14 protein-coding genes are annotated in these 12,776 nt (G+C 42.4%); 3 read left to right on the top strand and 11 right to left on the bottom strand.

What is annotated here, in order from left to right:
* Positions 1 to 41 precede the first annotated feature (41 nt).
* The gene (gene bamC, locus AC2CZC_RS11630; RefSeq protein ID WP_484581902.1) at positions 42 to 1,103 is read right to left on the bottom strand and encodes an outer membrane protein assembly factor BamC; all 1,062 of its coding nucleotides are present in this window, start codon (positions 1,101 to 1,103) and stop codon (positions 42 to 44) included.
* Between the two features lie 310 nt (positions 1,104 to 1,413).
* On the opposite strand from bamC, the gene AC2CZC_RS11625 reads away from it, so the two are divergent.
* Together AC2CZC_RS11625 and bcp are read left to right on the top strand one after the other, a co-directional pair.
* Entirely contained in the window at positions 1,414 to 1,947 is a 534-nt protein-coding gene (locus AC2CZC_RS11625; protein WP_484581901.1) for a glycine cleavage system transcriptional repressor, read from the top strand.
* 9 nt (positions 1,948 to 1,956) lie between these two features.
* Positions 1,957 to 2,427 (top strand): thioredoxin-dependent thiol peroxidase, encoded by a 471-nt coding sequence (gene bcp / locus AC2CZC_RS11620; RefSeq protein WP_284021912.1) that lies wholly within the window; start codon positions 1,957 to 1,959, stop codon positions 2,425 to 2,427.
* Positions 2,428 to 2,481: 54 nt separating this feature from the next.
* Here the strand turns inward: bcp and pdxJ are convergent, their stop codons facing one another.
* From pdxJ to rpoE, 10 genes are all read right to left on the bottom strand, one after another.
* Positions 2,482 to 3,216: a pyridoxine 5'-phosphate synthase gene (gene pdxJ, locus AC2CZC_RS11615; protein ID WP_484581900.1), complete on the bottom strand. Its 735-nt coding sequence runs from the start codon at positions 3,214 to 3,216 to the stop codon at positions 2,482 to 2,484.
* Positions 3,217 to 3,220: 4 nt separating this feature from the next.
* Positions 3,221 to 3,967 (bottom strand): DNA repair protein RecO, encoded by a 747-nt coding sequence (gene recO / locus AC2CZC_RS11610; RefSeq protein WP_484581899.1) that lies wholly within the window; start codon positions 3,965 to 3,967, stop codon positions 3,221 to 3,223.
* Positions 3,968 to 4,867, bottom strand: coding sequence for a GTPase Era (era, locus tag AC2CZC_RS11605; RefSeq protein WP_484581898.1), 900 nt, complete (start codon positions 4,865 to 4,867; stop codon positions 3,968 to 3,970).
* The gene (gene rnc / locus AC2CZC_RS11600) at positions 4,857 to 5,534 is read right to left on the bottom strand and encodes a ribonuclease III (RefSeq protein WP_039608714.1); all 678 of its coding nucleotides are present in this window, start codon (positions 5,532 to 5,534) and stop codon (positions 4,857 to 4,859) included. Before rnc ends, era begins: the two co-directional genes overlap by 11 nt.
* A gap of 2 nt (positions 5,535 to 5,536) precedes the next feature.
* Complete coding sequence (gene lepB / locus AC2CZC_RS11595; protein ID WP_484581897.1) at positions 5,537 to 6,472, bottom strand: signal peptidase I; 936 nt, start codon at positions 6,470 to 6,472, stop codon at positions 5,537 to 5,539.
* Positions 6,473 to 6,487: 15 nt separating this feature from the next.
* Positions 6,488 to 8,275: a translation elongation factor 4 gene (gene lepA, locus AC2CZC_RS11590; protein WP_063360682.1), complete on the bottom strand. Its 1,788-nt coding sequence runs from the start codon at positions 8,273 to 8,275 to the stop codon at positions 6,488 to 6,490.
* 67 nt (positions 8,276 to 8,342) lie between these two features.
* Positions 8,343 to 8,792: a SoxR reducing system RseC family protein gene (locus tag AC2CZC_RS11585; protein WP_484581896.1), complete on the bottom strand. Its 450-nt coding sequence runs from the start codon at positions 8,790 to 8,792 to the stop codon at positions 8,343 to 8,345.
* A complete protein-coding gene (locus AC2CZC_RS11580; protein ID WP_484584884.1) occupies positions 8,789 to 9,712 on the bottom strand; it encodes a MucB/RseB C-terminal domain-containing protein in 924 nt (307 codons plus the stop codon). The genes AC2CZC_RS11585 and AC2CZC_RS11580 overlap by 4 nt, the downstream gene beginning before the upstream one ends.
* 33 nt (positions 9,713 to 9,745) lie before the next feature.
* Positions 9,746 to 10,351 (bottom strand): sigma-E factor negative regulatory protein, encoded by a 606-nt coding sequence (locus tag AC2CZC_RS11575; RefSeq protein ID WP_484581895.1) that lies wholly within the window; start codon positions 10,349 to 10,351, stop codon positions 9,746 to 9,748.
* Positions 10,352 to 10,933, bottom strand: a complete 582-nt coding sequence (gene rpoE / locus AC2CZC_RS11570; RefSeq protein ID WP_063360685.1) for an RNA polymerase sigma factor RpoE — start codon at positions 10,931 to 10,933, stop codon at positions 10,352 to 10,354.
* A gap of 247 nt (positions 10,934 to 11,180) precedes the next feature.
* Here rpoE and nadB point away from each other — a divergent pair, with 247 nt between their 5' ends.
* Complete coding sequence (gene nadB / locus AC2CZC_RS11565) at positions 11,181 to 12,776, top strand: L-aspartate oxidase (RefSeq protein ID WP_484581894.1); 1,596 nt, start codon at positions 11,181 to 11,183, stop codon at positions 12,774 to 12,776.

Below are 12,776 nucleotides of genomic sequence, written 5' to 3'. Positions count from 1 at the left end.
AAGAGCTTTCGCTCTTTTCTGAACTACTTTGCGGTTTGTAATTATATACTTAGCCCGCGACTACGTAGGGCGTCTACCAGCCCTTGTTGAAGTGCTTCCATAGCGACCGCATCAAGTACATTACCTTCTGCGTCAAACCATGTCAGTGAAGTTTGCTCATCGTCTGTGACACCCACTTTGATAGTATAATCACCATCTTCGAGTGACAGAGTCGTGTCTTCTTCACCCCAAATTGAGTCCCATACACTGTTTTCAGGTGCTTGGTATCTCACTAATACTTCATTTGAGTCTTCATCCATACGAATAACGGTAAAGTTTACTCGCTCAAGGAAATTTGATAAACGTTCCATCACAGACACTCTGTCTGCGAGTGTGATCAACGCAGCGTTACCCTCATTATCAAAACCTAAGTCAAGAGACAAAACACCTTGTTGTTTGCGTAATTCAACTTCTAATAAGCGGTATCTATAATCAAACTCAGCAACCACTGCATTTAACGCGCGCACTTCTAGTTGCTGTTGCAATAAAGGATCCAATGCGACTTTGTCACTTTGATAGTCTAATAGCTTTGCCTCAAGAGATGCTGTGCGCTGATGCTCTTCTTGCGATAAAGTAAACTCAAAGCGCTGTCTTGATACTTCAGTAACGGTCTCCCAGAACCAGCCTTCTTCCGCCTTAATAATTGAATACCAACCGGTCGCAATCTTGCCGTTCGCACGATCATCTACGCTAATAGAAGTTTGGTTATTTTGAAGTACACCTTCAACCGCTTCCCAAATAAAGGTATCAAGTGCGTCGATACCATCATTTTTATCAAAATAGATACGTGCGATATCTTCTTTATCTTCGGCCCAGCTACCTTTGGCAAGTGTTAGTACTTGTTGAGGCGGTCGAAAACTGAGGGGATCAGCATCATTTTCATAGACAGCAACATTCATTTGAAATTCTTTATCTTGAAAAGGTTGCTCGAGATCTGCTGGAACTTGCACAGCCTCGTGGACACGATAGTTTTTCTTATGATGCGTGTCATTGGTGAAAACACTACAACCTGATAAACCGAGTATAACGCCGAACGTTAGCGCTTTAGGGACCCAATACTGCACTAATAAAACTCCTTAGCAAACCCACTATATAATTATTCTTTCACTTAAGATTAAGGAATGCTGAAATGGTTCACTGCCAGCCACACTAATTTTCTAGAGAGCAGACAATTAAATTTCAAAAAATCCGCACTATGTTACTTGGCAAACTCAGCAAACACAAGAAACACGCGCTTGAATTGTCTGATCCATATAATAGTGCAAAAGTAGTGACAAGTAGGACTAGCATTTAATCTATGGTAATATGCGCCGCTATATAGTTTTAAGATAACCTCTATGACTCACTTTGGCGCAAGCTAACTAGGACGTCGGTATGACTACTTTTACTTCACATCAACTTGTTTTAACTGCAATAGGGGAAGATAGATCTGGTATTGTCAGTGAACTTACTCAGCTAGTCAGCGAGTGCAACTGTAATATCATTGACAGCCGTATCGCCATTTTAGGCAATGAGTTTACGTTTACTATGCTACTCTCAGGAGATATCGCTGCAATCAGCCGAGTAGAGCACACTCTACCATCAAAAAGCATGGAGCTAGGCTTACTCACCATGATGAAGCGCACCGCTAGCCACACAGAAAACGACTTCAGTGCAGGTTATACTTTGGAATATACCGGCATTGATACACAAGGTACATTGAGCAGAGTAACGCGCTTTTTCGCTGAGCAAAATATCAGCATCTGCTCACTTAAATCAGATACCTTTGAGGAAGATGACGAGCTACGCATGCGCTGCGAGCTGGAATTTAACACCCCCTCAGAATTAAATTTTGAAAAATTTAAAGTAAAGTTTGAAGAACTATCTAGTATTTCAAACGTACATTATGTTTTCAGACGCATTCGCTAAGGATCATTAATGAATACATTACAAGCAGGTGATAATGCACCTAGTTTTACATTAGAAAACCAAAATGGTGAAACGGTTGCACTGAGCGCACTGCTCGAGGCAAATCAGGTTTTAGTTTACTTTTATCCAAAAGCACTTACTCCAGGTTGTACGGTCCAAGCAGAACAGCTTCGTGACCACAAAGCGCAACTTGCTGAGCTGAATACTGTTGCAGTTGGCATTAGCCCAGATCCGGTTAAAAAACTTAAAAATTTTGAGACTAAAAAAGAATTAAACTTTGACCTTTTATCAGACGAAGACCATGCCATCGCAGATGCATTTGGTGTTTGGGGCCTGAAAAAGTTTATGGGTAAAGAATATGATGGTATTCACCGTATTAGTTTCTTAATTGGACAAGACGGTGTGATCAAACACGTATTTAATAAGTTCAAAACAAAAGAGCACCACCAAGTGGTTATTGACCACCTGTCAGCTCAATAATAAAAAAGCCCAGCTTAGAGCTGGGTTTTTTTATCGCTATCGTTTTGTGACACGTTAAGCTTGTCTCGCCTCAAGCATAATGCGTTTCATATCTCTTACAGCCTTTTCTAAGCCGTCTATCGCTGCACGCGCAATAATTGCATGGCCAATATTGAGTTCGTATATTTCAGGCATCTGAGCAATTGGTTTTACGTTATGATAGTGAAGACCATGCCCTGCATTGACAATAATGCCAATAGAGTCTGCATATTGCACACCTTCACGAATGCGCTCAAGTTCCGCACTCTGCTCACTATCTGATTCAGCATCAGCGTAAGCCCCTGTGTGAATCTCAATGTAAGGTGCTTTTGTCGCTTTAGCAGCATCAATTTGTGCTTTATCAGCGTCGATGAATAAAGAAACTTTAATACCCGCTGCGCTTAGCTTTTCAACTGCATCACTGACTTTTTCGAAATTTCCAACGACATCCAAGCCACCTTCAGTGGTCAACTCTTCACGTTTTTCTGGAACAAGGCAGACATATTCAGGCTTTACTTCGCACGCAATATCGAGCATCTCGTCTGTAACGGCAATTTCAAGATTCATTCGTGTTTGAATCGTCTTTGCCATAACATATACGTCACGGTCTTGAATATGGCGACGATCTTCTCTTAAATGAATGGTGATGCCATCTGCCCCTGCATGCTCTGCAACAGCGGCTGCATGTGCTGGATCAGGGTAACTTGTACCACGAGCTTGTCTTAACGTCGCAATATGGTCGACATTTACACCTAATAAAATATCTTTCATTACTCTACCTTGGTTGAAAAAGTTCTCTGCTTTTAAGTGGCTTATTACCAAGCAAAGGTTTTAATAAATAACGGCTTAATGCCTTAGCCTGCCGCCGCGATACTAAGGAGCTATATTCTCCATGGGCGATAGCAAGCAGGGTTTGTCCAGAAAAGCTGCGTTGGATATCATCACTGGGACAAAAGCCAACTTCCCTGACAAATTGATAATAGTTAGCTTCCTCAATAGGGGCACCAAACGCATCGTAATCGAATTCAATGCCAACCCCGAGTTCATGTAACAGCTGAAACTCATAATTACGCAATATTCCCTCAATTTGTTCACTATTGTCAGCTTTTTTTAGGTGCTGTTCATGCGAAACAATTGCCATCGTATTACCAATATCATAGAGCTGCTTAAGGTGCTCTTGATACAAGCAAAATACATGATCAAGGGGTTCATTTACAGGGATAATGCGATGAGATAATTCGTTAAGATAAAAAGCACAGTATAAATCTGTGCCTTTAAACATCATAGGGGGAGACTGGATCTCAAAATCATTTAAATACTTTAAATCATACTTGCCTGCATAGCGTACCAGCAAACAAGTGAAAGGCTGCAAAGACGCATTTTGACGTAATGCACGTTTACCTTTGATCCTCACCAACATAGACAGTTGGCCGATGCCTTCAACGAGCATATTTAGCATCACTTGCGAATCTCTATAAGGTCGCCGGTGGAGCAAATATGCCTGCCGAAAGTCACTATCCAATCAGTCTTCTCCGTAACCTAAGCTGCGAAGCGCACGTTCGTCATCAGCCCAGCCAGATTTAACTTTGACCCAAAGTTCTAAAAATACTTTGTTATCAAGCATATCTTCTAAATCACGACGTGCTTCGCGACCGATAACTTTAAGCTTCTCGCCTTTATTACCAATCACCATGCGTTTTTGAGATTCTCGCTCAACCAAGATCAATGCATTGATCTGCCACACGCCATTGTCTTGCCATTTAAATTGCTCAATTTCAACGGTTACTGAGTATGGCAATTCGTCGCCCATAAAGCGCATTAACTTTTCACGGACAATTTCCGCAGCCAAGAAGCGCATAGAACGATCTGTAACATAGTCATCTGGAAAATAGAACTCACACTCAGGAAGGCGGTTTCTAACCTCTTCCTTGACCATATCGATATTTTTACCAATCTTCGCTGAAACTGGCACAATACCGACAAATTCATGCTGCTCACTGAGCCACTGCATATGATGCAATATCTCTTCTTTTTCTTTAACTTGGTCACTTTTATTCATCACGACCAAAACAGGACGGCCACTGTCTTTTACCTTTTTAAGAACCATTTCATCATCTTGGTTCCAAAGGGTGCCTTCTACTACAAAGATAATTAGCTCAACGTCACCAATCGAACTGCTCGCTGCGCGGTTCATTAAACGGTTAATGGCTCGCTTTTCATCAATGTGTAGACCTGGTGTATCCACGTAGACAGCTTGATAGTTGCCTTCAGTGTGAATACCCATAATTCTATGGCGTGTCGTTTGCGGTTTGCGAGACGTAATGCTGACCTTTTGCTCAACAATTTTGTTGAGCAAAGTGGATTTACCTACATTTGGGCGGCCAACAATCGCAATCATGCCGCAGTGGGTGTTAGGATTCATCTTTTAAAATCTTCAATGCTTGCTCTGCGGCTTTCTGTTCCGCTTTACGGCGTGAACTACCCACAGAAATAATACTATCCATACCCTTTACAGTACACTCAACCGTGAATGTCTGATTGTGTGCTTGCCCTTTTGTATCAATTACCTGATAGGCAGGTAATGGTAGCTTTCTCGCTTGCAAATACTCTTGCAATAGCGTTTTAGGGTCTTTCTGGTTGTGACCTGGAGAGATAGCCTCTAAACGGCTTTGATACCACTTAAGTACAAGCGTCTTACAGGTCTCGATGTCTGAATCTAGAAACACCGCGCCAATAATCGCTTCTACCGCATCAGCCAAAGTCGACTCTCTGCGATAGCCACCACTTTTAAGTTCACCAGGGCCGAGCCTTAGATAATCTCCTAAGCCAAACTCAACACCAAACTCTGCAAGTGTTTGACCACGAACCAAAGTTGAGCGCATACGGCTTAAGTCGCCTTCGCGTGCTTTTGGAAACTTGTGATACAAAGCATCTGCAATTACAAAGCTTAAAATAGAATCGCCTAGAAATTCTAGGCGTTCATTATGCTGACCTTTATGGCTGCGATGCGTCATTGCCTGTTCAAGTAATGCTTGCTCTGCAAAGTCGTAGCCAATCTTTTTATATAATTCTGTGACGTTCTTTTTCATTGTTACTGAATGTTACCTAGGCGTTCAAAACGAACCCCTGTTGGAACCCAGCCTGGCAATAAGCTATCTGGACCGTTTTCAAAATCAAAACTCATCCAGATGAATACAGCTTTTCCAACTAAGTTTTCTTTAGGAACAAAGCCCCATACGCGGCTGTCCTGACTATTGTTACGGTTATCGCCGACAGCAAAATAGCTGTCTTCTGGAACGACCCACTCATCTCGGCGAGTACCAGGTTGCTGGTAATAACGCTCCGACAGTTCCAGTGCTTTCGGGTTAATTAAAATATCATGTTCAACATTAGGTAGAGATTCTGTCAAACGTACTAGTGGCATAGAGCCTTGTTTGAATTCATCACGATTAACAATTTCAACGTCAATCTTGTTGAACTCTCCACACGCTAGTCCATTTCGGCTTTGCTCGCCCTCTTCACACTTTGGATGAATGAAAAGCTGACGATTACGATAAACAATACGATCGCCAGGCAAACCGACAATACGCTTGATAAAGTCAATACGCTCGTCCAACGGGAATTTGAATACAGCAATATCACCGCGCTCTGGGTCACCAATATCAACGAGTTGAGAACGCCAAACCGGGTCTTTAATGCCGTACGCATATTTTTGTACCAAAATAAAGTCTCCATCCAACAATGTTGGCATCATTGAACCCGACGGAATTTGAAAAGGTTCAAAAATAAATGATCGAAACACTGTAATTGCTGCAATCATTGGAAATATAGACTTTGCACTATCAGTTATGGCAGGCACAGGTGCTATCTGGTCAATCACCTCTTGATCAAGAGGCTGCCCCGATGCGCCTTGAGCAAGCGCAATACGTTCCTTACGTTTTGGTGCATACACTAAATGATCTATCAACCAGATCAGGCCCGATCCCAAAGTTAACAGCACGAGAAAGACCGAAAAATAACCTGCCATAAATAATAATTCCTGTTACTTACCTACTTTTAATATTGCAAGGAACGCATCTTGCGGTACTTCAACGTTACCTAATTGCTTCATGCGTTTCTTACCTTCTTTTTGCTTTTGTAATAGCTTCTTCTTACGACTCACGTCACCACCGTAACACTTCGCGATTACGTTTTTACGTAACTGCTTAACAGTCGTACGGGCAATAACATGGTTGCCAATTGCAGCTTGAATCGCAATATCGAACATCTGCCTTGGAATTAACTCTTTCAAAGCATCAGCAAGTTGACGGCCACGGCTTTGTGAATTATCGCGGTGAACAATGATCGCAAGCGCATCCACTCTATCACCATTAATCAAAATATCACAGCGAACCATGTCAGATACTTGGAAACGCTTGAAATTGTAATCTAGTGATGCAAAACCACGGCTAGTCGATTTCAATTTATCAAAGAAATCCATGACCACTTCAGCCATAGGTAATTCATAAGTCACTGCAACCTGATTACCATGGTAACTCATCTTAGTTTGTACACCACGTTTCTCAATACACAAGGTAATCACATTACCTAAGTACTCTTGTGGTACCAAAATATTCGCTTCTACGATCGGCTCTCTGATTTCTAAGATGTCATTAACCGGCGGTAAATCAGACGGGTTATCGATTTGAATAACACCATCTTTGGTTTCAACTTCATAGACCACGGTAGGCGCAGTGGTGATAAGGTCCATGTCATATTCACGCTCTAGACGCTCTTGGATGATTTCCATGTGTAGCATACCTAAGAAGCCACAGCGGAAACCAAAGCCCAGTGCCGTAGAGTTTTCAGGCTCGAAGAACAAAGATGCGTCATTCAAGCTCAATTTATTCAGTGCATCACGGAAGTTTTCATAATCATCTGAAGAAATTGGGAACATACCTGCATAAACTTGCGGCTTCACTTTCTGGAAGCCCGGCAGTGTTTCTTCTGCTGGCGTTTTTGCAAGGGTTATCGTATCACCAACTGGTGCACCATGAATATCTTTAATACCTGCGATGATAAAGCCCACTTCACCACTTGTTAGCGCACCTGTCTCGGTTTGCTTAGGCGTGAAGATACCAATTTTATCTACGATATGAACTTGATCCGTAGACATAATTTTTATTTTTTCGCCTTTACGTAGTTGGCCATGCTTAATACGTACAAGTGATACAACCCCTTGGTAAGGGTCAAACCATGAGTCAATGATCAGCGCTTGTAATGGCTTATTCACATCACCCTCAGGTGGTGGGATTTCCTTTACAATCTCTTCTAGAACGGCATCGATACCAATACCGGTCTTCGCACTACATTGCACAGCTTCTAGCGCATCAATACCTACAATTTCTTCGATTTCTTCTGCAACGCGCAGAGGGTCGGCCTGAGGTAAATCAATCTTATTCAGAATTGGAACGACTTCTAAGTCCATTTCAATTGCTGTGTAACAGTTGGCAAGCGTCTGTGCCTCTACACCTTGACCTGCATCGACAACTAATAATGCACCTTCACAGGCAGCCAAAGAACGGGATACTTCATAGGTGAAGTCAACGTGTCCTGGTGTGTCGATAAAGTTTAACTGATAGGTTTCGCCATCTTGTGCTGTATAGTTCAAGGTAACACTTTGCGCTTTAATCGTAATACCGCGCTCACGCTCGAGTTCCATTGAATCCAGTACTTGCTGCTGCATTTCGCGGTCTGACAAGCCACCGCATACCTGGATTAAGCGGTCCGAAAGTGTCGATTTTCCATGATCTATATGGGCTATAATTGAAAAGTTACGGATATGCTTCATATACTGGATTCTAAACTTCTGTTATTCACAAATAGAGATTAATCGCCGATTTTACAATTTATTTGACTTAATCACCATCTATTTGCGTGACTGGAAGGCTAATTGGATAAATTTTTATCACTTTCACCTCATGTTTTAGGGTTTGTCCCTTCATTTTTGCTATCCAAAACCCAAAAATCGCAAAACCAACTGCAAACCCAATTTGGCCAAGCTCCGGAAGTGAGAATATCAGTAGCGCACTAAACATACCTATAAATGCCATGATCAGCGGCAACAGATAAACCCAAAGCGCATGCTGAACAACTTTGCTATCATCGAGTGCTAGTTTTACTTTCTGGCCAACACTCAGTTTTTGCGAAATGGAAATGGGAAATGCTTTTTTGTGGGTACCAAAAAGCTTACTAAAGACTTGAGAGCCGCACTTACCATTGCAGCCCTCACAGGCGGGTTTTTGTTCTGAGATAAGCCAAGCTGTGTTCCCTTTAAGCTCAGACACGGTAAGTGTTTGCTCAATCATAGGGAACGCTTTACTGATTCTGCAATAGACTTGGCAGTTTCTACAGGCACTTTACCAACAACTGAGACATCAAAGGCACCTGCGTTGTGAACATACACTGTCGTTGCACCTGAAGTCAGTGCACCACTTGCACGTTGACCAGTCAATGGTCTCTGCACAAACACAGATACTTCTACTAACCCGTCAGAATACAAGAAGTAATCCGCCAGTTCGTTGTTTAAGTTTAATTTATGCCTGTCTGACTTAAGTAGCTTAAAGCCGCTCGGTAACCAGCCGATTTGCCAATTGTTCTGAAGTTTAGACTGCGCTTCATCAGCTATCACTGAGACAGGGACAGGTAATGTCTTACTTTTCAATTCTAGCAACTGTCCTGCAGGCTTTTCAGTCACTGAAATATGTGTCAATTGCAACTGCTCAAGCACTTCTGCGCGCTGGTTTACGTATGCCGCTTTGAGTAATAACGCAGATTGTAAATCAACCCACAGCCAATAGTTGTACTTACTCTCATCTTTGGCGACTAATCGAACAAGCTGAGCCGGTCGCCCTGCAATACGCTCTTTACCACCCAGTACAAAATCATAGCTTGCGTCAAGCGCACTGATGTCACGTAACAATGCCTCAGGGATAGGCCCGTCAATCACATCCGTACTCAGAGAATAAGGTTCAGTTTGCGGCTCAAAATAAGTAACCACATCATCGACTCTGACAACCTCAAGCCCTGCACCATTTAACAAGGTCAAAATTTCTAAATCGGTTTGTTCTACCTGACCATGCAACCATCTATATGGTTCCATGCCTTTACCTTTGACAACAACAAACGATGCATCAAAGTTTCGCTCTTGTACAGCCAAAGACATATCTTTAAGTAACTGCCTTGGGCTTATATTTTCATTGGCGTATACCTGAGCAGCCAGCAACATACTCAGTACAACCGAGAGCCATTTAATCAAGGTTTAATTTTCCTCTTGTTTATCCTTTTCAGCTTGATTGGTATTTTTTGATAAAGCATGCGCCATTCTAGACTGACGTTGATGCTCTAATACCAAAGCGCCTATTCGTTGCTTTTGCAGCTCTCTCACGCCTCGTTCAGCAGACTGCATTGCAGGCTCAGAAGATAAGCTTACCGGTGCAACAGTACCCGTTAGTGGGATAGATTGTAACACAGGCGCCTGTGCATCAATGCTATTTTGTGGCATAAAATTATTCACCCCAACGACGGTACATAAAGCAACGCTAGCCGCGATGGCCACTTGGGATAACGGACGACGCCAAAACGACATCTGTACGACATTACTCTCTTTATCTTGCTGCTGTGACGTCGTCTTTTCTTCAGTCATGTTGTAAACAGGTTCGTCAGCAATGGCAGCTGCAACACTTGCTGTAATATCTATACAAGGCGCTGCCTGTTCTTTTTGTCTCATTACATCACCGATCAGTGCGTAACGAGCAAACTTTTCTGCGTCTAATTGAGCTTGGTTCCCTATATTAAGTTCGCGCTCTGCATCTAATATCTCAGACGTCATTTGCTCATTGTTTACATCAAACTTTGACTGCGTCATTTAATCTTTACCTATGAGTGGGTTAATATTTTTATCTATGGCTTCACGTGCCCTAAAAATCCGTGACCTGACCGTACCGACAGGACACTCCATTACCACAGCAATTTCTTCGTAACTCATTCCTTCGATTTCTCTCAAAGTAATCGCTGTTTTTAAGTCATCGGGCAACTCTTCAATTGTTTTAAAGATAACTGCTTTAATTTCATCGCTTAAAAGTAAACTCTCCGGAGATGCATTTGACCTTAATTGGTCAGCACCATCGTAAGTCTCGGCTTCTTCAGCGTCTATATCACTAGCAGGGGCTTTACGACCCTGTGATACTAAATAATTTTTAGAACAGTTCACTGCAATTCTGTACAACCAAGTGTAAAAAGCGCTATCGCCGCGAAAATTAGGTAATGCCCTATACGCTTTAATAAATGCCTCTTGAGCCACATCGGCTACATCACCTGAGTTAGATACATAACGAGATATCAACGCCGCCACCTTATTTTGATATTTGGCAACCAGAAGGTTAAAAGCGTTTTTATCTCCTTGCTGAACTTTTCTAACTAGTTCTAAATCCAAATCCTGCTCGTTCATTCGAGCCGGTACTCCTCTTTGTTATTACTTATATTCGCGCAGTGTTGCCATCATTTTACAGCTAGTCTGACTCTACCATGAATAAAAAGTTCTGTTTTTTTAATATTTTTTTTAAAATACTTCGTATTACTTCGTCTCAGACGTGACCCAGCTACAATTTTTATTTCGCACCCGCGTCCTGTATTGATATATGATAGACGCTATCTTTGTAGTTGTAACAAAACTTTAAAAGCTAAGAACCACTAACATGAAGAAAAAAATGCAGCATCAGACAGATGTAATTATTGTCGGTAGCGGCGCCGCCGGACTCAGCCTTGCCCTTTCTTTGGCAAATCACTGCCAAGTTACTGTCATTAGTAAAGGGGATTTAAAGGAAGGGTCAACATTATACGCCCAAGGCGGTATCGCTGCAGTATTTGATAAAAAGAACGACAGCATTGAGTCTCATGTGGAAGATACGCTCAAAGCAGGCGGTGGCTTATGTGACAGAGAAGCTGTTCATTACACTGCATCAAATGCCAAGAAATGTCTGAAATGGCTAATAGAGCAAGGCGTGCCATTTGATATGGAATTTGATAGTAAAGGAAAAGAACGCTATCACTTGACTCGAGAGGGTGGGCATAGTCACAGACGAATTTTACATGCAGCCGATGCCACAGGTAAAGCCGTGCAAACTACGTTGGTCGAGCGTGTACTTGAACACAACAATATAACTGTATTAGAGCAATACAACGCCATTGACCTCATCACAGATAAGACTACTGATGATAAACAAGTAAACGGTCTATACGTCTATAATCGAAAGCATAACTGTGTTGAGTCTATCGCTGCCAAATACGTTGCTTTGGCAACAGGTGGTGCGAGCAAGGTCTATCTTTACACTTCAAACCCAGACGTTTCAAGTGGTGATGGTATCGCCATGGCTTGGCGTGCTGGCTGTAAAGTTGCCAATATGGAATTTAATCAATTCCACCCCACCAGTTTGTATCATCCTGAATTGCAAAACTTTCTTATCACCGAAGCCATGCGTGGTGAAGGCGCACATTTAAAACGCCCAGATGGCACACGTTTTATGCCTGATTTCGATGAACGAGAAGAGCTGGCACCCAGGGATGTCGTCGCGCGTGCAATTGATTATGAAATGAAACGTTTAGGTGCAAACTGCGTTTACTTAGATATTTCTCATAAAAACAAAGATTTCATTATCGAGCATTTTCCAACCATTTACGCTAAGTGTTTGAGCGTCGGTCTGGATATTACCAAAGAACCCATTCCTGTCGTACCAGCGGCACATTATACTTGCGGTGGTGTCATGACGGATTTCAATGGTAAAACAGATATTGGAAATTTATATGCAATCGGTGAGGTTGCTTATACCGGTTTACATGGTGCAAACCGCATGGCCAGTAACTCTTTACTTGAGTGTATTGTATTTGCTCACGCCGCAGCACAAGACATTCTTGCAAATATAGACTCGCAGCCTGAGGTTAAACCTTTGTCCCCTTGGGATGAGAGTCAAGTAAGTGATTCTGACGAAGAAGTCGTTATTACCCATAACTGGCATGAACTCAGACTGTTTATGTGGGACTATGTCGGTATCGTGCGCTCAACAAAAAGGCTGGAGCGTGCACTAAGGCGCGTAGAGCTACTACAGCAAGAAATTCACGAGTATTACGCTAATTTCCGTGTCAGCAATAACCTGCTGGAGCTGCGTAATCTCGTGCAAGTTGCAGAGCTAATTATTCGTAGCGCACTAGCCCGAACAGAAAGCCGCGGTCTTCATTATACTTTGGACTTCCCTGAACAGCATGATAAACCAGAGCCAACAATCTTAAAGCCCTAG

The sequence above is a fragment of the Pseudoalteromonas sp. MMG033 genome, assembly GCF_057197785.1.
This window is presented reverse-complemented; position numbering and strand designations above follow the sequence as displayed.

What these genes read in the sequence shown, in the direction of transcription:
- AC2CZC_RS11625 (WP_484581901.1), top strand. Translation starts at nt 1,414, where the DNA reads ATGACTACTTTTACTTCACATCAACTTGTTTTAACTGCAATAGGGGAA.
- bcp (WP_284021912.1), top strand. Translation starts at nt 1,957, where the DNA reads ATGAATACATTACAAGCAGGTGATAATGCACCTAGTTTTACATTAGAA.
- pdxJ (WP_484581900.1), bottom strand. Translation starts at nt 3,216, where the DNA reads ATGAAAGATATTTTATTAGGTGTAAATGTCGACCATATTGCGACGTTA.
- era (WP_484581898.1), bottom strand. Translation starts at nt 4,867, where the DNA reads ATGAATCCTAACACCCACTGCGGCATGATTGCGATTGTTGGCCGCCCA.
- rnc (WP_039608714.1), bottom strand. Translation starts at nt 5,534, where the DNA reads ATGAAAAAGAACGTCACAGAATTATATAAAAAGATTGGCTACGACTTT.
- lepB (WP_484581897.1), bottom strand. Translation starts at nt 6,472, where the DNA reads ATGGCAGGTTATTTTTCGGTCTTTCTCGTGCTGTTAACTTTGGGATCG.
- lepA (WP_063360682.1), bottom strand. Translation starts at nt 8,275, where the DNA reads ATGAAGCATATCCGTAACTTTTCAATTATAGCCCATATAGATCATGGA.
- AC2CZC_RS11585 (WP_484581896.1), bottom strand. Translation starts at nt 8,792, where the DNA reads ATGATTGAGCAAACACTTACCGTGTCTGAGCTTAAAGGGAACACAGCT.
- AC2CZC_RS11580 (WP_484584884.1), bottom strand. Translation starts at nt 9,712, where the DNA reads ATGTTGCTGGCTGCTCAGGTATACGCCAATGAAAATATAAGCCCAAGG.
- AC2CZC_RS11575 (WP_484581895.1), bottom strand. Translation starts at nt 10,351, where the DNA reads ATGACGCAGTCAAAGTTTGATGTAAACAATGAGCAAATGACGTCTGAG.
- rpoE (WP_063360685.1), bottom strand. Translation starts at nt 10,933, where the DNA reads ATGAACGAGCAGGATTTGGATTTAGAACTAGTTAGAAAAGTTCAGCAA.
- nadB (WP_484581894.1), top strand. Translation starts at nt 11,181, where the DNA reads ATGAAGAAAAAAATGCAGCATCAGACAGATGTAATTATTGTCGGTAGC.